The 22743-nt window shown below is 36.3% G+C and carries 19 protein-coding genes; 11 read left to right on the forward strand and 8 right to left on the reverse strand.

All coding sequences use genetic code 11. The annotated features are described in order from the left end of the window. Nucleotides 1-94 precede the first annotated feature (94 nt). From AC5P2S_RS07175 to AC5P2S_RS07195, 5 genes are all read left to right on the forward strand, one after another. The gene (locus AC5P2S_RS07175; RefSeq protein WP_494556749.1) at nt 95-877 is read left to right on the forward strand and encodes a T9SS type A sorting domain-containing protein; all 783 of its coding nucleotides are present in this window, start codon (nt 95-97) and stop codon (nt 875-877) included. A gap of 486 nt (nt 878-1363) precedes the next feature. Further along, nucleotides 1364-2140 carry a T9SS type A sorting domain-containing protein gene (locus AC5P2S_RS07180; RefSeq protein WP_494556750.1) on the forward strand — a complete coding sequence of 259 codons (777 nt, stop codon included), beginning with the start codon at nt 1364-1366 and terminating at the stop codon, nt 2138-2140. Between the two features lie 222 nt (nt 2141-2362). Beyond that, nucleotides 2363-3670 carry a pectate lyase family protein gene (locus tag AC5P2S_RS07185; RefSeq protein ID WP_494556751.1) on the forward strand — a complete coding sequence of 436 codons (1308 nt, stop codon included), beginning with the start codon at nt 2363-2365 and terminating at the stop codon, nt 3668-3670. Nucleotides 3671-3713: 43 nt separating this feature from the next. Beyond that, the gene (locus tag AC5P2S_RS07190; RefSeq protein ID WP_494556752.1) at nt 3714-6338 is read left to right on the forward strand and encodes a pectinesterase family protein; all 2625 of its coding nucleotides are present in this window, start codon (nt 3714-3716) and stop codon (nt 6336-6338) included. A 177-nt stretch (nt 6339-6515) separates the two neighbouring features. Further along, the gene (locus AC5P2S_RS07195; protein ID WP_283415034.1) at nt 6516-7547 is read left to right on the forward strand and encodes a LacI family DNA-binding transcriptional regulator; all 1032 of its coding nucleotides are present in this window, start codon (nt 6516-6518) and stop codon (nt 7545-7547) included. A gap of 49 nt (nt 7548-7596) precedes the next feature. Here the strand turns inward: AC5P2S_RS07195 and AC5P2S_RS07200 are convergent, their stop codons facing one another. Continuing rightward, the gene (locus AC5P2S_RS07200; protein WP_494556753.1) at nt 7597-8262 is read right to left on the reverse strand and encodes a head GIN domain-containing protein; all 666 of its coding nucleotides are present in this window, start codon (nt 8260-8262) and stop codon (nt 7597-7599) included. Between the two features lie 113 nt (nt 8263-8375). On the opposite strand from AC5P2S_RS07200, the gene AC5P2S_RS07205 reads away from it, so the two are divergent. The 3 genes from AC5P2S_RS07205 (at nt 8376) to dnaJ (ending at nt 11794) form a co-directional block, all read left to right on the forward strand. Further along, complete coding sequence (locus tag AC5P2S_RS07205) at nt 8376-9920, forward strand: S41 family peptidase (protein ID WP_494556754.1); 1545 nt, start codon at nt 8376-8378, stop codon at nt 9918-9920. A 142-nt stretch (nt 9921-10062) separates the two neighbouring features. Continuing rightward, nucleotides 10063-10602, forward strand: a complete 540-nt coding sequence (locus tag AC5P2S_RS07210; RefSeq protein ID WP_494556755.1) for a nucleotide exchange factor GrpE — start codon at nt 10063-10065, stop codon at nt 10600-10602. Between the two features lie 70 nt (nt 10603-10672). After that, nucleotides 10673-11794, forward strand: coding sequence for a molecular chaperone DnaJ (gene dnaJ, locus AC5P2S_RS07215; RefSeq protein WP_494556756.1), 1122 nt, complete (start codon nt 10673-10675; stop codon nt 11792-11794). A gap of 36 nt (nt 11795-11830) precedes the next feature. On the opposite strand, the gene AC5P2S_RS07220 is transcribed toward dnaJ, so the two are convergent. After that, entirely contained in the window at nt 11831-12478 is a 648-nt protein-coding gene (locus tag AC5P2S_RS07220; protein WP_283415039.1) for a metal-dependent transcriptional regulator, read from the reverse strand. Nucleotides 12479-12582: 104 nt separating this feature from the next. On the opposite strand from AC5P2S_RS07220, the gene AC5P2S_RS07225 reads away from it, so the two are divergent. Further along, nucleotides 12583-13614: a threonine aldolase family protein gene (locus tag AC5P2S_RS07225; RefSeq protein WP_283415040.1), complete on the forward strand. Its 1032-nt coding sequence runs from the start codon at nt 12583-12585 to the stop codon at nt 13612-13614. A 35-nt stretch (nt 13615-13649) separates the two neighbouring features. Here AC5P2S_RS07225 and lgt read toward each other — a convergent pair whose 3' ends face one another. Continuing rightward, nucleotides 13650-14480, reverse strand: a complete 831-nt coding sequence (lgt, locus tag AC5P2S_RS07230; RefSeq protein ID WP_346772090.1) for a prolipoprotein diacylglyceryl transferase — start codon at nt 14478-14480, stop codon at nt 13650-13652. Between the two features lie 453 nt (nt 14481-14933). Next, nucleotides 14934-15170 (reverse strand): membrane protein insertion efficiency factor YidD, encoded by a 237-nt coding sequence (gene yidD / locus AC5P2S_RS07235; protein WP_283415042.1) that lies wholly within the window; start codon nt 15168-15170, stop codon nt 14934-14936. 324 nt (nt 15171-15494) lie between these two features. On the opposite strand from yidD, the gene AC5P2S_RS07240 reads away from it, so the two are divergent. Further along, nucleotides 15495-16646: an MFS transporter gene (locus AC5P2S_RS07240; RefSeq protein ID WP_494556757.1), complete on the forward strand. Its 1152-nt coding sequence runs from the start codon at nt 15495-15497 to the stop codon at nt 16644-16646. Here AC5P2S_RS07240 and AC5P2S_RS07245 read toward each other — a convergent pair. From AC5P2S_RS07245 to AC5P2S_RS07255, 3 genes are read right to left on the reverse strand one after another with little or no spacing between them, the layout of a single operon-like run. After that, a complete protein-coding gene (locus AC5P2S_RS07245) occupies nt 16639-17253 on the reverse strand; it encodes an alpha-ketoglutarate-dependent dioxygenase AlkB family protein (RefSeq protein WP_494556758.1) in 615 nt (204 codons plus the stop codon). The genes AC5P2S_RS07240 and AC5P2S_RS07245 overlap by 8 nt on opposite strands. Next, nucleotides 17253-17708: a nuclear transport factor 2 family protein gene (locus AC5P2S_RS07250; protein WP_494556759.1), complete on the reverse strand. Its 456-nt coding sequence runs from the start codon at nt 17706-17708 to the stop codon at nt 17253-17255. The genes AC5P2S_RS07245 and AC5P2S_RS07250 overlap by 1 nt, the downstream gene beginning before the upstream one ends. Before the next feature lie 10 nt (nt 17709-17718). Further along, nucleotides 17719-19299 (reverse strand): Na+/H+ antiporter, encoded by a 1581-nt coding sequence (locus AC5P2S_RS07255; protein ID WP_494556760.1) that lies wholly within the window; start codon nt 19297-19299, stop codon nt 17719-17721. A 157-nt stretch (nt 19300-19456) separates the two neighbouring features. Between AC5P2S_RS07255 and hisS the strand changes: the two genes are divergently transcribed. Continuing rightward, nucleotides 19457-20890 carry a histidine--tRNA ligase gene (hisS, locus tag AC5P2S_RS07260; RefSeq protein ID WP_494556761.1) on the forward strand — a complete coding sequence of 478 codons (1434 nt, stop codon included), beginning with the start codon at nt 19457-19459 and terminating at the stop codon, nt 20888-20890. A 6-nt stretch (nt 20891-20896) separates the two neighbouring features. On the opposite strand, the gene AC5P2S_RS07265 is transcribed toward hisS, so the two are convergent. Continuing rightward, on the reverse strand, nt 20897-22651 hold the full coding sequence (locus AC5P2S_RS07265) for a helix-turn-helix domain-containing protein (protein ID WP_283415048.1): 1755 nt from the start codon (nt 22649-22651) through the stop codon (nt 20897-20899). Between the last annotated feature and the right edge of the window lie 92 nt (nt 22652-22743).

A 22743-nucleotide genomic window follows, 5' to 3' on the forward strand; every position in this document is an offset into this window, starting at 1 on the left:
AAATAATTCTATATTAGAACTCTTGGTTTTTACTATTAAATAGTGTAATCGATTGCGCAATAAATTTTAACAACAACTATAAAACTCATTTATTATGAAAAAACTATTATTTTCTTTGATGCTTGCAGGGATTTCTGCAGTTACTCTCAATGCCCAGGTTTGGGATCTTGCAGATACGACTACTTTTCCGGACGCATCTATTGTTGTTCCTACTACAATAAACGGTCTGAAATTTAGTGGAGCTTCGGGATCTTCGGCTTTTGCCATAACATCTAATTCGGTTACATTTGGTGATAATTTTGCTGCAACAAAACGTTTTCAGTTTGGAGGTAACAGTTATTCCGGCTCATCAAGCCCGGCTGTAGGATCACAGACGATGCCAACAAAAAAATGGGTGGAAGTTGCTGTGCCGACTAATTCCGTTCTGAAAATATGGGCTAGAGGTGGCGGTGCCAGAAATGTTCTCATCTCTGATAATACGGGAACGGTGCTTAGTTCCACAGCTTTTGCCGGTAATACAACAGCAGATATTGCTGTTATTTCCTACACCTATGCTGGGTCAGCGCCTTACTTGATAATTTCGTCTGGTGTTGGAGATAACTATATCTACAAGATTGAGGTTTCTGCAGGTACTTTGGCTGTAAGCGGCTTCAAATCCGGAATCAAGGCAACTGCTTTTTCAGCTGGTAATACAATTCACGTGAGAGACTTGGAGTCTAAAAATACACACATTAATGTTTATTCTGCCAATGGAACCCTGGTGAAAACTACTGAAACTTCTACGGATACTAGTTTTGATATCGGTGCAAAAGGTGTTTACATAGTGAATGTTAAATCAGATGCTGGCGAAAAGTCTGTGAAAGTGATGATTAAATAACATTCAATCGTGAACTTTTTCTGTTATTTTTTTAAGAACTCCCTGCAGGCTTTTGTCTCAGGGATTTTTTTATTGAATTATAATTATTCTTTTCCGTAATAAGAATTAATATTTATTTATTTATTTATTTATTTATTTATTTATTTATTTCTGTTTGTCATAAAGTTAGCATGGAAAAAATATTCAAAAACGAATTTTATCCAAATTGGCAGAGATTTTAGTTAAATTAAGACAACCGATTGCATTGATTTTTGTCATAAAATTACCTTCTTAATAATATTAAGTTTCACAAAATAGAAAATTAGTATTACCTGAAAGTGTTATTAATAAAGAGTTTTTGATTGATGTGTGTAAAAATTAATATTAAATTAAAAAAAAATATCTTGCAATTAAATAATAATTTTATATTAGAACCATAGAAAATTTACACATAATTGTGTAATCGATTGCATTAAAATTTAAACAAACAATTAATAATTATTTATCATGAAAAAATCATTACTTCTTTTAGCTTTTTCTATTGTTGCTACCGTTGGCAATGTTAAAGCACAAACCACTTGGGATTTTTCAAATTGGGCAACAAATGCTACTGGAGAGCCTGTAAGTGTAGTGAAAAACAATCTTGGTCTTGTACCTGGAGAAACTACGAATTTCGGTATTGTAGAGGCTAGCACAGCTAATTTTCCTGATGGTTATCAGGGAACAAAACGTTTTAAACTAAATGGCGGTGGTTATGATACGACAGGTACCAATACAACTCCTACAAAACGTTATATACTTTTCAAAGTTAATGGTAATTCTGAAGTTACAATATGGTACAAAAATGGCGCAACTTCCGGAGAACGGACTTTGTTCATTGGTACAGGAACGTCAATTCTCGCTTCTAATCCTTATCCTAATGGTACAGATGGTGTTAAATATGTTTATCAATATGTAGGATCAGCAAGAGATATTTATATCTATGGTGACCAGTCTCTTAATATCTATAAAATCACTGCTACAAATGTTGGAACAACTGTACTTGGGGTAAATGATGTTAAAAAAGAAATGAAAGCTCAGGTTTTCTCAAGCGGTAACAAAGTTTATATCTCTGATCTTGAATCAAAGAATACAGAAGTTAACGTTTATTCTGCAACTGGATCCTTGGTAAAAACTGCCAAAGTTTCTGCTGATACAAACTTTGAAGTGAATACTAAAGGTGTTTACATTGTTAATTTGAAATCTGATGCAGGTGTAAAATCTGTGAAAGTTTTAGTTAAATAAAACAGTTCCGGGAAAATTTAGAAATCAATAAAAATTTATAGGAGATTAAATTTTTCATTAATTAAAGTTTGATGAAACTTGCTTTCGTCAAACTTTTTTTTACCTCAATCAATACAACTGTTCCTTAAATCCTTAATAACCATTTTGTTATAAAATAATTCCGAATTAAGATTGATGTAGCAATCTTAGACTTCCAAACAAATTCTTAAAGATTTTATTCTAATGAAAAGAATATTTTTAATACTTACATTATTAACATCAACTATTGTAACTAATTTATTTGCACAATGTAATGTTGCAGGCTGGGCTTCTACCAATGGTGTTACTGGTGGCGGAACTGCTGCTCCCACTGTTGTGACAACCTATGCAGAGCTGAGAACCGCCGTAAACAGTACAGCTGTAAAAGTCATTCATGTTTCGGGGCAAATCACTTTTCCAAGTGCGGGAAGATTGACGCTTAATAATCAAACCAACAAATCGATATTAGGTCTGGCCGGAGCAAGATTGATTTCAACAGATCTTACAGCTGGGGGTTCCGGAATTTTGACTTTGAAAAACAGTTCCAACGTTCTCATCAAAAACATCACTTTCGAAGGTCCAGGTGCTTATGATGTGGATGGAAATGATAATATGACAATTGATAATTGTACTAATGTCTGGGTGGATCATTGTACCTTTCAGGATGCTTTGGACGGCAATCTTGACATCAAAAATGGTTCTGATCTTATTACAATTTCCTGGACAAAGTTCGAATATCTGAAAGCGCCGATTCCTGGAGGTTCCGGAGGAAGTAATGATCACAGATTCTCCAATTTATTCGGGTCATCCGACAGTGATACGCAGGATTCCGGAAAGCTGAGAATTACAATGCAATACTGCTGGTGGGGCAATGGTGTAAGGGAAAGAATGCCAAGGGTGCGTTACGGTAAAGTTCATCTTCTGAATAATTATTTCAATAGCTCCGTAAGCAATTACTGCATCTACGCAGGTTACCAGGCAGATCTGTTGATAGAAAGTAATTATTTTGAAGGTGTGAAAAATCCAATCCGTCTGGAAACAGGTAATTTTACTGCGGCACAATTGGTTGACAATACATTTGTTGGAACATCGGGGACAGCAACTGGTTCGGGAACAGCTTTTACACCACCATATTCAATTAACAAAATTGCATCTCAGGATGTTAAACAAACAGTTATGGCTGGAGCAGGAGCGGTTCTGTTACAACCAACGGATTGTGCTTTTTTATCAACCAATGAAATTAATTCTAAATCTAAATCTGATTTTTTGTTTTATCCAAACCCGGCCTCAGAACAAATTTCTTTAAAAGCTTTTTCTGGAAATAATCAATCGATAAAAATTAATGTAACAGATATTTCAGGTAAATCAGAAGGAACTATTTACCAGGGAAATCTTAGTAAAGGAAATAACACGGTTAATTCGATTTCGATTAAAAAACTGAGCAAAGGGGTGAAAATTTTTGAAGTGAAAACAGACAAAGATTCCTATACCCAAAAAGTGATTGTAAAATAAATTTAGAATCAAATACTAACTTAACTACTAACTTTAATTACTAATGAAAAAAAATCTAATCTTACCAATTGTACTTTTCGGTACAGCTACGATTTTTGGGATCGGAAAGAGCATATCTTTTTTTTCAGATTCTGTCAATGATGATGCAAAAAAGCATTTTTCATCGATAAAAGAAAATAAGAATACAACGGAAACTACAAAATATCCGAAAATATTTGAAGCAACTCCGGCTTCTGTTAACTGGCCTTTGATTACAGATGTTACTACAAAATCCTTGGAAGGTAATCTGGAATCTACACTCAGTTATCCTTCAACTGTATCTTATAATGTCAATACAAAAATTGATTTTACCGGAGATTCTGTAACGGACAGCAATGTCGTATTTTGGGAAGGAACAAGCAGCAACAATAGCTGGACAGCAACAGGCAACATCAATACTATTAATTCGTCGGTTTATATTCAGTTGGATGTTAAACCAACCAACAGCGGAACTTTCACAGTTAGTAAAATTGAAGGATTGGTTGGAGCTGCCGGAACAGGAAATATGTATTACCAGGCTTTCTACAGTTTGAATTCTGATTTTTCTAACCCGGTTTCGATTCAGGCTGCAACAAAATTACCTAATAACGGTTCATCGGCTCTCAGTGTAACACTATCTACGGCGGTTGTACTTTCCGGAACCCAAAAGATGTATGTGAGATTTTACCCATATCTGGCTGCAGCTGCAACGAATAAGCAATTCGGATTAAGAAATATTAAAATCTCCGGAACAATGGAAGGTTCTGTTGCCAATCCTGCAACCGTTTCTACAACAGCGATGACCTCAATCTCTACAACAACAGCAGTAACAGGTGGAACGATATCCAGCAACGGCGGTGGCGCTGTAACAGCAAGTGGTGTTGTTTACAGTACCAATGAAAACCCGACAACTGCAGATTCTAAAACAACTGAAAATGCAACCTCTGGCTCATACACGAGTAATTTGTCAGGGCTTTTGCCTTCAACCACGTATTATGTTCGTGCGTATGCAACCAATTCTGCTGGAACATCTTACGGCAATCAGGTTAGTTTCACCACTTTATCAAATATTGTCGCACCGACTGTCACAACAACTTCACAGTCTCAGGTCACGAACAAGTCATTTGTAGTTTCAGGAAACGTTACAGACTGGGGCGGTGCCAATGTGACTGACAGAGGAATTGTTTATTCGACATCCGCAAACCCGACGATTGACAACGCTACCAAAATTTCTACAGGAACAGGACTTGGGACATTTTCGTCTTATGCTTACGGTGTTGCATCTTCTACATTATATTATGTAAGAACATTTGCAACCAACGCTGCAGGAACTTCTTATGGTTCACAAGCTACAGTTACCACAAAGGCTACAGAGCCGGATGTTGTCAAAACAATAGCTAAAGACGGCTCTGGTGATTATACCACTGTTCAGGCAGCTTTTGATGCGGTTCCTGATAATTATACGGGAAGGTGGATCATCCACATCAAACCGGGAACTTATACAGAAAGACCAACACTTTTATCTAATAAGATTAATGTATTCCTAATTGGGGATAATGCCGATACAACGGTTATTACCAATAATATCTCTGCTGGTGATATCAACCCTGATACAGGAATCGCTTACGGAACTTCTCTTTCTCAGACTATGGCTGTTTTCGGAAGTGATTTTACAGCTTCCAAAATTACTATTGCCAATACATTCGTTAATTCAACAGCCAATACACAGATCAATTCATCAACCCAGGCTGTTGCTCTTAAAACGCAAGGTGACAGACAGGCTTTTTATGATTGTAAAATTTTGGGTTATCAGGATACATATCTGGGAAACAGCATTGGAAGGGCTTATTTCAAAAATTGTTATATCGAAGGTAATGTGGATTTCATATTCGGACGCCAGACTGTTGTTTTTGATCATTGTACAACTTACATTAATCGTAATAATAGTGTTGTAACAGCGCCTTCAACAGAAGCTACCACTAAGTTTGGATTTGTATTTCTAGATTGCAATTTGACAGTGCCTGCAGCTGGAACAGCGGATTTTAACGGAACAATTATCAGCAATTTCCATTTCGGAAGAGCTTGGCAGAATACGCCAAAGTCCGCTTTCATACGATGCGAAACACCTTCTATGCTGAATCCTACTGGTTGGACAACACCTATTAACGGAACAATTCCTGTGACATTTGTAGAATATGGCAATACAGGAGCAGGAGCAACACCTGACAGATTAGCACAAAGAGCTAATGGAGGAGTCGTTTTAACAGAAACCGATTCTCAGGTTTATACAATTTCTAATGTCTTCAAAAAAGATACAGATCCATCTTTCGTTTTTGACTGGATGCCGGATGCGGGTGTTAATATCGATTTCGAAACTTTGGCTGTCAATGATGTTAAAAATAATAAGCTTTTAGTATATCCAAATCCTTTTACGGATAAGGTTACGATTGCATTTGATTTGAAATCGAATTCTGATGTTAATGTTACATTTTATGATGTTAGCGGGAGAGTTGTGAAAACTTTAAAAAGCGATGAAAAGAAAGGTTTCAATCAATTAGTGATTGATACAAAAGATTTGAGAACAGGAATTTATTTTTATAATCTGAAAACAAACTCAGGAGAATCAACAGGAAAGTTGGTTAAGAAATAAAAACAACTTAATTTCATAATAGAAGCCGTCTTCGTTTCGGTGAGGCGGCTTTTTATGAGTTGAAAAATTCTGATTTGCAGGACTGAAAAAGCAATTAAAGAAGATTTTGGTTCCGAAAAGCAGTTGTGACACGTATTATTTTATATATTTACAACAACCGAATATTCACAAGAATATATGACGAAAAAAAACACGACCATCTATGACATTTCCAAAAAACTGAATGTGAGTGTGGCGACTGTTTCCAGGGCGCTAAACAACCATCCAAGAATCAGTCAGGAAACCAAGGAATTGGTTGCGGCTGCAGCTAAGGAAATGAATTATAAGCAAAATAATCTTGCAAAGGCACTCAAAAGCGGCGAGACAAAAACCGTAGGTGTTATTGTGCCTTATATTAATACCAATTTCTTCTCATCCGTCATCAGAGGCCTGGAAGAAGAGTTGTCTCCTCACGGTTATCGTGTGATTATTTGCCAAAGTCATGATGATGCTGCTATTGAAAAAAAACAACTGAATACATTATTGCATACTCAGGTAGATTGTATTTTTATTTCGATTTCCAGAAATACGTCTGATATGGAGTATGTCAAAAAAATTCTTAGTACGACCAATACACCGATTATATTTTTTGATAGGAAGAAAGATATCCCGGGAATCAGTACGATTACAATTGATGACCATAAGGGTGCTTATCAGGCTACGGAACATTTGATTCAGCAGGGTTATAAGAATATTTGCCATTTTGCGGGAGATCAAAATCTTGAAATCTATCAGAACCGTCTCAATGGCTATCTCGATGCACTGAAAGATTATAAACTGCCCGTGATTAAGGAAAATATTATTAATACAGGAAGTTCGATTGAAGAAGGAATCAGTGCGATGAAAAGCTTATGGAAACGCAAAGTGAAACCGGACGCAATTTTTTCTGCCAGTGATTTTACGGCATTGGGCGCCTGCAAAGAAATCAAAAATCTGAAAATTAAAATCCCGGAAGACATTGGTGTGATTGGCTTCAGTAATGAGCCGTTTACTCAATTTATGGAATTGTCAATAAGTTCTGTAGATCAAACACCGGTTTTGATGGGGAAAATTTCAGGGAATGTTTTTCTGGAAAGTATCAAAGATAATTCATCGGGAATCAGTATAGAGAAAAAACTGGTTTTAACGCCGACACTTCATATCAGGCAATCATCCAAAAGAAAAAAATAAAAAACTCCCGAATCCCGGGAGTTTTACTTTTATAAGACAGATCAAACTGTTAATGGTAGTTGATTTTGCCTCCGACTACTTTTTTATCATTTCTGGTTTTCGGATTTCCATAAACATCTATTACGCCGCCGGCTCTGGTCGTTGCATCTACAGAAACCGTTGCGTTCACAGAAGCGTTTCCTCCTGCATTGGTAGTAATTTTGGTAATTTCTGTTTTTAGGTTTTGTCCTTCATATTGCCCGCCGGTATTCACGACTACGGTTTGAGATTCCGCACTACCGGAAAGTTTCAATAATCCTCCGGTATTCACTTTTCCTTCCAAGACTTTAGCATTGATATTGAGGTCAATTTGAGAACCTTCATTTGATGTTACTTCCAGTTTGGAAAATTTTACGGTATCATTTGAACTTATTCTTGCACCTTGGCTTGCCTGGATCTGATTGATGTCCTTATAATAAATAACTACTTTGACATCATCACCTTGCAATAATTTTGTAGGTTTCATTCTAACTCTTAGCTCGTTACCGGAATTTACCAATTCGACATCATCTGCTTTAGTCCCGCTTAATTCAGCTTTATAAGAAGTAGATGAAACTAATTCTACAGGTATTTTGTCAAACACTTTAAGCGAAGTGAAGGCTGCTACATCTTTTGTCTGTGCAAATGAAAACTGGGAAACCAGAAATACAGATGCTGCAATGATTATGTTTTTCATGTCTTTTTTAATTTGTGATTCAGTAACAAAATCAAAACCACATCTATGTTAGAATATGTTAAATTTCCTTACAATACTGATTTTCTGATGTAAAAATCATACTTTTATCTCAGATGAAGAGAACGGTTATTCTTTTTGTATTAAGCATCATTTTTTCTTGCCAATCCGTTAAGAAAAACAATCTTTTCCTTGAAAAGAAAATTTCTGTTTCACAACTGAAAGCAGATGTCGATTTTGCTTATAGCAAATTGCAACGCTTTCATCCAAATCTCTATTGGTACATTACAAAAGAAGAACTGGATTACAAGTTTGACAGCCTCAAAAACAGTTTGTCAAAACCTTTGACGCCTAACGAGTTCTATTTCCAATTATCACCCGTCATTGCAAGTGTGAACGAAGGTCATTTGAGATTGAGGGCAATCCCGAAGCAATATACCAAAGCTGAACAAAAAGCATTCAAAACAAAGAAGCCCCTTTTTGCTTTGTTGGATTACAGGATTCTGGATGATAAGATGTTTGTGGTAGAAAATAAAGAAAATGTTGGCCAAATCAAAAAGGGAACGGAGATTATCAAAATCAATAATGAAAATGTCTCTGATTTAATAAAAAAATACAGGAAACTTTACAGTTCCGATGGAAAGAACCAGACTTTTCAAAAATATTTTATGAATCTCTCGTTTTTCAATTATTATACATTGGAAAACGGCTATCTGGATAGCGCGAAATTAGTAACCAGATACAATAACAAGCTTGAAAATGTTTCTATTAAAAGACAGAAAAAAACCGAAAAAGAAGTTATTGTAGATAGGGTACAGCCAAAAATAACAACACTGCAAAAAGTTCAGGATTATGATGCTAATTCCAAAACTTATAACAGAAGCTTTAAGTTCATGAGTCCGGACAGCGGTGTGGCATATATAAAGGTGAAAACATTCTCTGCAACTCTGGCAAAAAAGTTTTATAAAGAAACTTTTGAAAAAATTAATCACGCAAAATCAAAGTATTTGATTCTGGATATCAGGGATAATCTGGGCGGTTCACTTTCAGAGATCAATACGCTGTATTCTTACCTTACAGATAAAGAATTTACATTGATAAAGCCTCCGGAAATGACTTCCAGAACTTCCGGGATGTATCAGAATTATTTCCGTGGTCAGACTGTTTTTTCTTCAGTTTTTAGTGCTTTTGGTTATCCGTTCTTTTTGGCAGGCAATTACCTCTTATCATCCAAAAAAGAAGATCACTATTATTTCCGGGAGTTTGCTTCTCGTTCCACAAAACCCAGGTCTAATACTTTTAAAGGTAAGATTTATGTCTTGATTAATGGTGCCAGTTTTTCCGCATCATCCATTATATCAGCAAAATTAAAATATGAAAAAAGAGCGGTAATTGTGGGGGAAGAGACAGGCGGAGCTAATGACGGAACCGTTGCAGGTGTTAACAATACAGTGACTTTACCTCATTCTAAATTGTCTCTGCCAATAGGCCTCTTTTTAATTCGTCCTAATATTGAATTCGAAAATCAAAGCAGGGGCGTGATTCCAAACTTTTCAGTGGATCCGGAATTCGGGAATTTATCAGATTCTGAAGATAAAATCCTGAATTGGGTTTTGGATGATATTAAATTCCGCAATTCTATTATAGAGAGAAAGAAATGATCTTATTTCTATGAACTTTTACCTGCAGAATAAAGTCTCATTTATCATTTAATAAAAACTTTTCCGCTGAAATTCTGCCTAATTGTCAAAAAATCCGAATTGGCAAAGGAATTGAAAAACAGTTCCTATAAATTAATCGATAATGGAAGAAAACAAAGATATACACGAGGAAAACCTGGATACAAACACGCAGAATACTGAATCATCTGAACAGGATAATCAGGAAAATGTGTCACAACAGCAGTCTGCAGAAGAACTTTTGGCAGAAGAAAAAGACAGATATATCCGTCTGTATGCAGAGTTCGAAAATTATAAAAAAAGAACTCTTAAAGAAAAGAACGAATTCTACCTGTATGCTTCAAAAGATTTGATGACGTCTATGCTGGGTGTGTTAGATGATTTCGAAAGAGCTTTGAAGGAAATTGCTAAAAATGGCAATGAAGCAGATCTTAAAGGTGTTGAACTCATCTATCAAAAATTCAGAAACAAATTGATTGAGAAAGGTCTTAAGCCAATCGAAGTGAATCCAGGTGACGATTTTAATGTAGATTTTCACGAAGCTATTACGCAAATCCCAGCCCCAAGCCCTGAATTGAAAGGCAAAATCGTTGATGTTATAGAAACAGGTTATCAGTTGCACGACAAAGTTATTAGATTTGCTAAAGTTGTAACGGGTAATTAATTTAAGAATTTAGAAAAAAAGGTATTAGATAATAGATTGCGGGCCAATCAACATATATCAATCATCAATTATGAGTAAGCGAGATTATTACGAAGTTTTAGAAATATCCAAATCGGCCAGTACGGAGGAAATCAAGAAAGCCTACAGAAAAATGGCAATCAAATATCACCCGGACAAAAACCCAGGTGATAAAGATGCAGAAGAAAAATTCAAAGAAGCGGCCGAGGCTTATGAAGTACTGAGCGATGACAACAAAAGGGCAAGGTATGACCAGTTTGGACATGCCGGAATGGGCGGTGCAGCAGGCGGCGGCTTTGGTGGTTTTGGTGGCGGAATGAATATGGAGGATATTTTTAGCCAGTTCGGCGATATCTTTGGTGGACATTTTGGTGGAGGCTTTGGCGGTGGTCAAAGACAACAGCAATCTCGCGGTTCCAACCTGAGAATCCGTATCAAGCTGAATCTTGAAGAGATGATTAACGGGACTCAGAAAACCGTTAAAGTTAAAAAGATGAAATTGGCTGCAGGTGTTACTTCTAAAACCTGTCCTACTTGCCAGGGAAGCGGTGTTCAGGTAAAAGTAATGAACACGATGTTCGGACAAATGCAGACACAAACCACTTGTAGCACTTGCCAGGGTGTTGGAAAAGTGGCTGACAAGATTCCTTCCGGAGCTAATGCGCAAGGCCTTATCAAAGAAGAGGAAGAAATCACCATCAATATTCCTGCTGGGGCAAGAGACGGCATCCAACTGAATGTAAGAGGAAAAGGAAACGATGCGCCACTTGGAGGAACTCCCGGTGATCTTTTGGTTGTAGTAGAGGAAGAGGTGGATAAACTCATCAAAAGAGAAGGTGACAACCTTCATCAGGAGTTATATATTTCGTTTGCGGAAGCTGCTTTGGGCACTTCGAAAGAAATCAACGTGGTTGGTGGAAAAGTGAAAATCAAAGTGGATGAGGGGACACAGTCCGGTAAAATTCTTAGATTGGCTGGAAAAGGTCTTCCTAATATTGAAGGTTACGGTGGAAAAGGCGATATGTTTGTTCATATCAATGTTTGGACACCACAAAAACTGACAAAAGAACAAAAAGAATTCTTTCAAAGTCAGCTGGAAAGTGGCGATATGAATGCCGAACCAACCGGAAAGGAAAAGACATTCTTCGAAAAAGTAAAAGATATGTTCAACTAAGCATAAAAAAGAGACTTAAATTTTAAGTCTCTTTTTTTATTTCACCAGCAATCTGTCACAAACCGTTTTGCTGAAATTCTCTTCCTGATTATTGTAAAAAACCTTCATAGACTGGTCAAATTCTTCCTTTAGCAAAACCTTGATTTCTGTTCCAAGACTTAGATTTCTTTTATTAAGGAAGTTAAGAAATTCTTCAGAAGAAGTCGTTACGGAGGCTAATTCTACTGTTTCGTTTTCTTTACACTTGCTCAATTTTTTCAAATCGGGCTGTATTACATTACCGTCTTTGTCAGGGATTGGTTCACCGTGAGGATCCACTTTTGGATAATTCAGGATTTCGTCCATTTTATCAAAAAATAGTTCCGAATGGATGTGTTCCAATTGTTCAGCAATTTCGTGAACATTCTCCCAGCCAAATCCCATTTTTTCTACTAGGAACATCTCTGTCAACCTGTGTTTTCTTACAATGAGCGAAGCCTCTTTTTTCCCGGATTCCGTCAATCTGATAGGTTTGTATGATTCATATTTTACCCAGTTTTTGTCCGCAAACTTTTTAATCATACTATTCACAGACGGCATTTTGATGTTAAGCTGTCGGCTCAGATCATTCACAGAAACTTCATCATTCTCATTCACAAGATGATAAAGCGCTTTCAGATAATTTTCTTCTGTCAAAGAATTCATATTTCAAAGATAAGAAAAAGTTAGAAGGGATTATATTTTATTCTAACAATTTAATTTTAATTGATAAATCAATACCTTTGATATCTAGAAAAGAAGAAGAAATAATGAAGAAATATTCCTTTAAAAATGATTATTCGGAAGGTTGCCATCCTAATATATTAGAAGCATTAATCAAAACTAACCTCGTTCAGCAAAACGGTTACGGTTACGATGATTATTCTGCAGAAGCCAGAGCATTAATCAAGCAAAAAATGAATTATCCAAACGCAGATATTCATTTTGTGAGTGGTGGAACGCAAGCTAATCTATTAATCATTTCTTCGGTTCTTCGTCCCCACGAGAGTGTTGTTTCTGCGGAAACAGGTCATATTTTTACCAACGAAACAGGCGCAATTGAAGCAACCGGACACAAAGTTCACGGGCTTGTTACAGAAGATGGAAAACTAAAGCCAGAGCACATCCAATTGGTTTTGGATACGCATACGAATAAGCCTCATCAAGTCAAGCAAAAATTAGTTTACATTTCGAATTCTACGGAGGTTGGGACGATCTACACCAAGAAAGAATTGCAAGAATTATCAGCATTTTGCAAAGCCAATGATTTGTATCTTTTCATGGATGGCGCAAGATTGGGACAAGCTTTAACTTCCGATATCAATGATTTGACATTGGAAGATATTGCTAAGCTGACAGATGTTTTCTATCTAGGTGGAACAAAAAATGGTGCTCTATTGGGCGAAGCGATTGTCATTACCAATGACAAACTGGGAGAAGAATTCGGATTCCATATCAAGCAAAAAGGAGCGATGTTGGCGAAAGGCAGATTGTTGGGCATTCAGTTTTTGGAATTGATGAAAAATGATTTGTATTTCGATTTGGCAAAACATTCCAACGTTCAGGCGATGAAAATCAAATCTGCTTTTCAGAACAAAGGTTTCCAATTTTTATCCGATACATTCACCAATCAGATTTTTCCAATCTTAACCAATTCTCAAATCGAAAAATTATCAGAAAATTTTGATTTTTATGTTTGGAAAAAGATGGATCAAGAAAATTCTGCAATCCGATTGATCACTTCTTGGGCAATTTCTGATGAGATGATAGAAGATTTTGTAAAAGAAATCCAATTATTATAAAACAAAAAACTCCCGACTAAATCGGGAGTTTGATTTTATGCAACGGCTTCCTCTTTCGGAAGTTTGAATTTCTTAGAATAAATCATAATCAGGAATCCTGCAATCATAAACGGAATGCTCAAAACCTGACCTGTATTCAGTCCGGCAAATTGGATGAATTCATCACCCTGCGGTTCTTTCAGGAATTCTACAAAGAATCTTACCGCCCACAGAATGATAAAAAACAATCCAAATAACCAGCCTTGCTGATACTTTTTGTCGGTCTTACGATAAAGAAACCATAATAGTACAAACAAACAGAAATAGCCAACGGCTTCAAATAATTGGCTTGGATAACGCGGAATCGTCACACCATATTCGGAACTCTGCTGTGGGAAAAGAATCGCAAATGGAGAGCTTGGGTCAACCGGCTTTCCGATGATTTCCGAATTGAAAAAATTTCCCATTCTCACAAAAGCACCACCTAAAGCCACTACAATTCCGATTCTGTCATAGACCCAAAACGGATTTTTCTTAATAATTTTAAAACTGTAATATAACGTGGTAAAAATCAAAGCAATCGTTGCACCGTGACTAGCCAGACCGGAAAATCCTGTAAAATGCAAACCACCTTTGGTACTGATAGGCAAGAAAACACTGAAAAAATCTTCTTTAAACAATTCCGGCTGATAGAAAATAACATGTCCCAATCTTGCACCAAGTATAGTTCCTATTAAAGTCCAGGTGAAAAGAGGCTCCAGGAATTTTTCATCAACACCATCAATCTTAAAAATTTTTGCCATGATTACATAACCAAGCCCAAATGCAAAAATGAACATCAGGCTATAGAAATGCAGCATTACAGGACCAAGAGGAATTCCTTTCATCGGATCCCAGATTTTGAATTGGGTTTCCAGTTCAGTATTGTCGGTTGATTTCAGAATCTTATCAGATTTCAGAAGATATTTAAAATTCTCAATGTTTTTCTGTTCAAAAACAGATTCTACCGGCTTGAAATTTTTATCCAGAAACTGGAATTTGTTAGTCTTGAATGTTTCTAAAATATTCTGAATATTCGCCAAATGTTCTGCAGATTCCGCCTTGATATTATCTTCATTCAGTATAATCAATTCATTCGGAATGTTTTTAGAAGCTTGTTGATAAAGCTCATTGCTGCTTTGAGTTGCAAAAATTTTTACAGCAAGATCTTCTTGGTTATTGATTTTAAGAGTTCCATCGGAAAGACCAATGGAAGAGGTTTGAGAAGAAAATAACTGGAAAATTCCTGCAAAAAGGATTAGATAAAATCTAAGAAAAATATTGTTCATTGATTGATTATTTTAATGTTGTTTTGGCGGAACCGGATCATAACCTTCACCACCCCAAGGGTGACAGCTACTGATTCTTTTGATTGCAAGCCAGCTTCCTTTGAAAAGTCCATGAACTTTCAGCGCTTCCAAAGTATAATGTGAACAGGTTGGGTCGTATCTGCAGTTTTTCCCTAGCCAAGGCGAGATACAATACTGATAAAATTTTATCATTATCACAAATGGAAAAGTGAGAATCCTGTTTAACATTTTGGTTTTACTAATACAAAAATAACAGAAAAAAGCTAATGGGAATCAAATTTAACCAACAATAACATTAATCTTTCTTTATTTTGATACTGCTATTTCCCTTCTTAGTTTTAATGGCTCGCAGAAAGTTTCACATTTTTAACTTCTTGTATGCACGGTCTCAAATTCTAAGTAAAGTGCTCTAATAAAATTAGGTTACAATTATTTGGTAAAAAATTCTTGTTTATTAACGGAATTTAAACTATTGTTTAAATCAATCTTATCATTATAGATTTTATATCTCAAAAACTTGAAAATGATTGGTAAAAACAAGACTTTTGCAAAATGGATAAAAGAATATTTCCGTTGGCTTTGGGCGCATTAGGAATTGGAACTACAGAGTTTGTGATTATGGGCCTATTGCCGGACGTTGCAAAATCCCTGAACATATCAATCCCACAGGCCGGACATTTGATTTCGTCTTATGCATTCGGCGTTGTTGTCGGAGCACCGGTTCTGATTGCTTATGCTGCTAAATTTCCACCAAAGAAAATTCTGGCATTCTTGATGATTGCCTTTGTGATTTTCAATGCATTGTCTGCATTGGTCAATGATTATTACACGATGATGATTGTCCGGTTTCTATCAGGACTTCCGCACGGCGCATTTTTCGGCGTCGGGACTGTGGTGGCAACAAGGCTTGCAAAACCCGGAAAGCAGGCGCAAAGCATCGCCATGATGTTCACTGGATTGACATTGGCTAACCTGGCAATGGTTCCGTTTGTCACCTGGCTTGGTCATCAGCTGAGCTGGCGTTACGCATTCGGCGTTGTTTCTGTTTTAGGACTTTTAACTCTGATCAGTCTGAAATTCCTTTTGCCTTATATGGACAGTCTTCGAACAACAACATTGAAAGACGAATTAGAGTTTTTCAAATCTGCAAAAGCCTGGCATATCATCGCCATTACCGGAATCGGATTTGGAGGTTTGTTTGCGTGGTTCAGCTATATCACACCTTTGATGACCAATGTTTCCAGATTCGAAACGGATTTTATCGCTTATATTATGGTTTTAGCCGGCGCCGGAATGGTAGTTGGGAATTTTCTTGGCGGCATAATGGCTGACAAAATGCGGCCGGCTTTAGCTGCGGCAATTTTGCTTAGTGCAATGATTCTAGCTCTGATTGGTGTTTTCTTCTTTTCAGAAAACCAGTCGGTTTCGTTGGTTCTGACTTTTGTCTGTGGAGCTTTGTCTATGGCTGTGGGAACACCGGTTAATATTATAATGCTGCGTTCTGCCAAAAACTCGGAAATGATGGCGGCGGCTTTTATGCAGGCGGCGTTCAATGTGGGAAATTCACTAGGTGCTTTCTTTGGTGGTTTACCTTTGGAATTCGGTTTGTCATATAATTATCCTTCATTGGTTGGAGCTGGTTTAGCAGGAATAGGATTGTTGCTTTGTATCGCATTTATCAAAAAATATAAGCCGGTTATTTAGACTTATCAATTGTCCGAAAAGTCAGACTGATTCTTGGTTTGATGATTTTTGTGGTCGTTGGTAATCTGTGAAGCCAGAATTTTTGGGTAACATCTTTCATCATCAGCAGACTTCCGTTTTCGAGAATCAATGAAATCAATTCCTTCGTAGTTTTATGTTTGAAATTGAATTTACGTTCCGCACCAAAACTCACCGAACTGATTGCGCCATTATCTTTCAGATCCTTTTCGCCGTCGCTGTGATAGGCCATTCCTTCGGAACCGTCGTGATAAAGATTTAATAAACAAGAATTAAACGTTTCCCCGCTGACATTTTCTATTTTCTCTTTAATTTCGAGAAGGGTTTTGTTCCAGGGCAACGCTGTTTTTGTCCTTCCGGAATATGTATAGCTGAAAGGCTCACTTCCGTACCAGGCGACTTTCCGTTTGGTTTCAATCAGTTTTCCGAAGATAACAGCTTCGTCACTTTTCCATTGGATTCCGGACATTAATTTTTGAAAATAATCGTTCGCTTCTTCTTCGGAAAATATTTTTCCGTAATAGGAAGTCACACCATCGTAAGGCAAAATATTTTCAATGATATCGAATTGGTCATCAAAAAGGCTCATTATTTCGTCTCGTCAAAATTATCGTAATAAGTAAAATCTTTGGTAATTTTTCCATTCTCAATGGTGAAAATTGTGCAAATCGGCAATTCAAATCTAGTATTATCCGGCGCAGTTCCTGTCGAAACAAATTCAACGATGACGTTGTTATTGCCAGATACATAAATTGTTTTGATCTCATCTTTCAGGTCAGGAAAGATTTCGGTTAACTCCGAATATTTCTTGACAAATCCTTGTCGGCTTTGCTTTACAATTCCGATTCCGAAACTTGGATCTTTGAATTCTGCGTTTTCCACGTAAAGTTCAGAGAGCGCTTTCCATTGATGTTGGTTAAACAGTTGGAAATATTTCTTTACGAATTGTTCATTTGTCGAATTGTCTTTCGAATCACAATTGTTACAGGCAATTGTAATTACAGAAACAAATAATGCTGTTATCAGAATTTGAATGATTTTCATATTATATTTTTTAGATGCTCTTAATTCGTTCCTCTTCCAAATCAATCTGGTACAATTGCTGACGTATGATTTCCTCATCAATTTTCGGATCTTGATTCAGTTCTGTCAGATATTCTCTTTGGTTTTCAAGAAGTTCGTAAAATATTTCTTTCGATTCATTGCTCATCCAGCTGTCGTCATTCGCATTGATTTTTTCTTCCCAATGTTTCATAATCCTTTCAAATCCCGGATTTCCATTCAAACCGTTGTCATACTTATATTTCAATTTGTCATAAATATGGTGTCGCAATCCGTGCTTGATTTTTCGCCTGGTTTCCAATTCGTCATCTTCATTGTAAATTCCTCCAAATAAACCTGTTCTTTGAATTAGTACAGGCAAAGTAAGCCCCTGAATTACCAAAGTCAATAAAATGACAATAAATGTGATGAATAAAATCAAATTTCTGTGCGGAAATGCCTCACCATTTAAAGTCACCGGAATAGCCAAAGCAGCAGCTAGTGAAACCACACCACGCATTCCTGTCCAACCGAGAAGTAATGGCATCAGATAACGTCTGCGTCTGGATGAAGCGTTAGGAATGACACTGGGACGGAAAATAATCGTCGCCACCAAAGCCGCATAAGCACTGATAATTCTGGCCAAAATCAAAACAGCTGTTACCAAAATGCTGTAACCAACTGCCGTTCTTACCTGAACACCTTCCGAACGTATGCCGTCTACAATTTCCGGAAGTTCCAATCCTATTAGCAAAAACACGATGCCGTTGAGAATGAAAACAAAACTTTCCCAAACGCTGTAACCTTTGATTCGGCTGGCACTGTTAAGAAAAATCAAACGTTTGGAGGACATATACAATCCGCCGGCAACTACCGCCAAAACGCCGGAACTGTGGAGTAATTCTGCAGCGAGATACATAAAATAAGGTTCAATCAATGTCAATGCGACATCAGAAGCAGGTTCTGTATCCAGCAATTTGTGAATCTGAACGAATAACCAACCCAAAACCAATCCGATTCCAGCGCCGCCGATGACCATCCATACAAAGCTGGTAGCTGCTTCCTGCCAGATAAATTGTCCAGTCCCGACAGCAATCAGTGCAAATCGGAAAATAATTAATGATGAAGCATCGTTCAGGAGACTTTCGCCTTCAAGAATTGCTGATGTTGATTTTGGAATTTTGACGAATTTGGTAATAGCACCCGTACTAACAGCATCAGGAGGCGAGACAATTCCGCCCAAAAGAAATCCCAATCCGATGGTGAAGCCGGGAATAAAATGATTGGCGAAAATAGCTACTGACAATGCCGTAAAAAAAACGACCAAAAATGCGAAACTGCCGATGATTCGCCACCATTTTTTCATTTCTTTGAAAGAAATGCTCCAAGCTGCTTCGAACAGTAAAGGTGGTAAGAAAATGAAAAATATAAGGTCCGGGTCTACTCTCACCATTGGCAAACCGGGAACAAAACTGATGAGTAAGCCGGCAACCACCAGCAAAATAGGATAGGCGATTCTCAGCTTATTGGCCAAAATGGTAAGCAAAACAATGGCCGCAACCATAGCAAGCAAAAAAGGTAAAAGTGTATGCATTAATTATTGTTGTGTTTTTAAGTTCAAAATAATTCTTAAAAATATAAAAATGCCCGAATTTTTCCTATAAGTTATTTCTGATTTTAGAAACCTTTGTTTGATTATTCTTATTTTTGCAGTCGATTTAACATTTATCAATCATCATTTATTTTATATAATGAAGCCGAGCTTAGCAAAAGGAACCAGAGATTTTACTGCGAAAGAAGTTTCCAGGAGAAAATACATCATCAATACATTACAGAAGAATTTTGAATTGTTTGGATTCCAGCCTTTGGAAACGCCAAGTTTCGAAAATCTTTCAACTTTGACAGGAAAATATGGCGAGGAAGGTGATAGATTGATTTTTAAAATCTTAAATTCTGGTGATTATCTAAAAGATATTCAAAATTATTCTTACTTAATTGATAAACAAGAATACTCAAAAGAACAATTGGATACTGATAAGAATTTAAAGCTAATACCCTCAAGAGATAATATTTTTTCAAATGTTGATTCAAAAAAATTAATTCCTTATATATCAGATAAAGCACTTCGTTACGACTTAACGGTTCCATTCGCTCGTTTTGTAGCTATGAATCACGGACAATTGGCTTTTCCTTTTAAGCGTTATCAGATTCAGCCGGTTTGGAGAGCTGACAGACCTCAAAAAGGGAGGTTCAGAGAGTTTTACCAATGTGATGCGGATGTTGTAGGAAGTACCAGTCTTTGGCAGGAAGTTGAATTGTTGCAATTGTATTTTAAATCATTCAAAGATTTGAAGTTATCGGTTTCGATTCACATCAACAACAGAAAAATCCTTTCCGGATTAGCAGATTATGCAGGAATTGCGGACAAGTTAATTGATTTTACAGTTGCTTTGGACAAGCTTGATAAAATTGGAAAAGAGGGCGTTGTAAAAGAAATGCAGGAAAAAGGAATTTCTGAAGAAGCAATTTCTAAACTGGATTTTCTTTTCAATCAAACGACAGATGCGTTGGAAAATCTTCTTAATCTTAAAGAAAAATTTGCTGGAAACGAAATCGGACTGAAAGGCGTTGAAGAATTGGAATTTGTTATTACTAATGCTTTGAATCTCGGCATCGATTCTCAGAATCTTGTTTTTGATATCACTTTAGCCAGAGGTTTGGATTATTATACAGGCGCTATTTTTGAGGTTAAGGCCGATGAAGTCGTAATGGGTTCTATAGGTGGTGGCGGTCGTTATGACAATCTGACGGAAGTTTTCGGCGTAAAAGATATTCCGGGAATTGGTATTTCTTTTGGTTTGGACAGGATTTATCTTGTAATGGAAGAATTAGGCGTTTTTCCTGAGGATTCTGAGAACAATGTCAAATACCTTTTCGCCAACTACGGAGAAGCCGAATCCATCGAAGCTTTGAAACTGATTTCGGAATTAAGAGCAAAAAATATTTCCGCAGAGCTATATCCCGAAGCTTCCAAACTGAAAAAACAATTTACTTACGCAGAGAAAAAAGGCATAGAAAATCTTGTTTTTCTTGGAGGAGAAGAAATCAAAAGTCAATCAGTTACCGTAAAGAATTTGCAAACCGGAGAACAGCAAACATTAAAAATCGAAGAATTTTTAAATTAGATACTATTAATTCTCCGATATCAGACCAGGTATATTTCCCATAGCTTGATAATTAGAGTTGTCAAGCTCCTTTTTTCTGTTTCTGATAAAATCTGTAGGCCTGATTCCGTTAATCTCAAAGAAAAGATCAGAGAAGTTCTGTCTGGAAGCTATACCACATTCTTTTGCCAACGTATCAATCGTATAATTGAGATAAACATTCTTTTCGAACAATAATTTAGTTATGTGTCTGATTCTCAAGTCGCCCAGATATTTGTTGAAATTCATTCCTTTGTGCTCATTGATGACATGAGAAAGATAGTTTGAATTGGTATCCAGTTGAATCGCAAGCTTCTGAATGGTAAGACCTTTCTGTGTGAACTGTTTTTTCTCCTCAAATATTTTGAGTTTATATAATAATTCTTCTTTTATTGTTTCCGCAATATGAGTTTTTTTGTCATCGTGATTTACGGAACTGACTGTTGGGACAATATTTTCAGGACGGGTATAATTATGATTTTGTAATTTTTCCTGCAGCAAAAAATATTTTTGGAGAATATCCTTTTCTTTTTTGAATTTTTTATATAAAGTAAAAATCAGGAATGCGGCTAAAAAGGCCAGAAAAGTTATAAAAACACTGCTCCATATATTAGCCTTTTCTAATTTTCCTTTTTCTTCCAATAAAGCATTTGTATCATATTCTCTGTGGACTTTAGGCGATAGATAAGCAAAATCCCGGGAAATAATGCTGTCAGCTTTTAATAATTGGGTTGTGTAAAATAATTGCTGTTTAGCATCATTCTTTCCTTTGTAATGATTGATGAGAATCTCGTAATTTTCCCTAAGCTCCGGAAGAATAAAATCTTGCTTAGAAAAAATGGAATCAATTTTTTTGAAATTAGATATGGCTAAGTTTTCATTCTTGAGAGCCAGGTAACTTTTTCCAATATAAAAGTAATCCACTGATTTCCAGGCGAAATCTTCTTTTATAAGATCCAAAGATTGTGTTAGGTAATCAATAGCAGAATCATATTTATTATTAGAATATTCTGATAATCCTTTAGCTTTCAAAAAATAACCTCTTTCCTGGGAAAAATCAGGCTCATTAAAGGTCTTGAGTAATCCGATATTGGTAAGAGAGTCTACTTTTGCATAATTTTTCAGGTTTCTGTAACAGATAATCATCTGATGAAGACTGTTAAGATAACCTTTTGTATTGTTGAAAATCTGGAACTTATGAGATTTTGTATTATTGGATTCCGTCTCAAAATAAGCAACACATTCTTTGAATAACTCCAAAGCCTCCTCATTATAACCCAAATAATTTTTTACAACGCCTAAGTGATAGGAAACCTTATTTTTAAGATAATTATCACCTGTATTTTTAGAATATTTATAAGCCATTAGATATTCATCCAAAGCAGGCTTGTATTTTTTCATTTTTGCATAATAGATACTGCCTTTCAGGACATAAGCAGTAGAAATTCTGTCATCGCTGGATGATTTATAAGCAGCATCCAGACAGCTGTCAGCATAAATTAATTTTTTATCCCATGACTTTGAATAAAAAACCGCGTCGCGATATGCCTGGAATAGCTCAGGGTATTTTTTTTCGGTTTTTGCTTTTTTTATGTAAGGATTTATGTAAGAAAATGCACGGGTGTCATTCTCGGAATAGTTTTCATATCCTTTCCTGTAATTTTCATAGCTCATTGGGCCTTTGTCTTTTGAAAAAACAAATCCGCAGGAAAGGATCAATATGATAAAGAAAAAATTTTTCATTTCAAATTTTTAAACTTCATCATTTGTGTCCACAAAAATACGGAAATCCTAAATATTATTGAGAAATATTTTATAAAAAAAGATTATGAGTT

The organism is Epilithonimonas sp. 33E (genome assembly GCF_059372615.1).

Excerpts from the sequence above, each read along its gene's own strand:
- AC5P2S_RS07255 (WP_494556760.1), bottom strand. The coding sequence starts at position 19,299 with ATGCATACACTTTTACCTTTTTTGCTTGCTATGGTTGCGGCCATTGTT.
- AC5P2S_RS07245 (WP_494556758.1), bottom strand. The coding sequence starts at position 17,253 with ATGAGCCTTTTTGATGACCAATTCGATATCATTGAAAATATTTTGCCT.
- AC5P2S_RS07175 (WP_494556749.1), top strand. The coding sequence starts at position 95 with ATGAAAAAACTATTATTTTCTTTGATGCTTGCAGGGATTTCTGCAGTT.
- yidD (WP_283415042.1), bottom strand. The coding sequence starts at position 15,170 with ATGTTAAACAGGATTCTCACTTTTCCATTTGTGATAATGATAAAATTT.
- AC5P2S_RS07190 (WP_494556752.1), top strand. The coding sequence starts at position 3,714 with ATGAAAAAAAATCTAATCTTACCAATTGTACTTTTCGGTACAGCTACG.
- AC5P2S_RS07185 (WP_494556751.1), top strand. The coding sequence starts at position 2,363 with ATGAAAAGAATATTTTTAATACTTACATTATTAACATCAACTATTGTA.
- AC5P2S_RS07265 (WP_283415048.1), bottom strand. The coding sequence starts at position 22,651 with ATGAAAAATTTTTTCTTTATCATATTGATCCTTTCCTGCGGATTTGTT.
- AC5P2S_RS07180 (WP_494556750.1), top strand. The coding sequence starts at position 1,364 with ATGAAAAAATCATTACTTCTTTTAGCTTTTTCTATTGTTGCTACCGTT.
- AC5P2S_RS07205 (WP_494556754.1), top strand. The coding sequence starts at position 8,376 with ATGAAGAGAACGGTTATTCTTTTTGTATTAAGCATCATTTTTTCTTGC.
- lgt (WP_346772090.1), bottom strand. The coding sequence starts at position 14,480 with ATGAAAGGAATTCCTCTTGGTCCTGTAATGCTGCATTTCTATAGCCTG.
- AC5P2S_RS07195 (WP_283415034.1), top strand. The coding sequence starts at position 6,516 with ATGACGAAAAAAAACACGACCATCTATGACATTTCCAAAAAACTGAAT.
- AC5P2S_RS07200 (WP_494556753.1), bottom strand. The coding sequence starts at position 8,262 with ATGAAAAACATAATCATTGCAGCATCTGTATTTCTGGTTTCCCAGTTT.
- AC5P2S_RS07210 (WP_494556755.1), top strand. The coding sequence starts at position 10,063 with ATGGAAGAAAACAAAGATATACACGAGGAAAACCTGGATACAAACACG.
- hisS (WP_494556761.1), top strand. The coding sequence starts at position 19,457 with ATGAAGCCGAGCTTAGCAAAAGGAACCAGAGATTTTACTGCGAAAGAA.
- AC5P2S_RS07220 (WP_283415039.1), bottom strand. The coding sequence starts at position 12,478 with ATGAATTCTTTGACAGAAGAAAATTATCTGAAAGCGCTTTATCATCTT.
- AC5P2S_RS07225 (WP_283415040.1), top strand. The coding sequence starts at position 12,583 with ATGAAGAAATATTCCTTTAAAAATGATTATTCGGAAGGTTGCCATCCT.
- dnaJ (WP_494556756.1), top strand. The coding sequence starts at position 10,673 with ATGAGTAAGCGAGATTATTACGAAGTTTTAGAAATATCCAAATCGGCC.
- AC5P2S_RS07250 (WP_494556759.1), bottom strand. The coding sequence starts at position 17,708 with ATGAAAATCATTCAAATTCTGATAACAGCATTATTTGTTTCTGTAATT.
- AC5P2S_RS07240 (WP_494556757.1), top strand. The coding sequence starts at position 15,495 with ATGGATAAAAGAATATTTCCGTTGGCTTTGGGCGCATTAGGAATTGGA.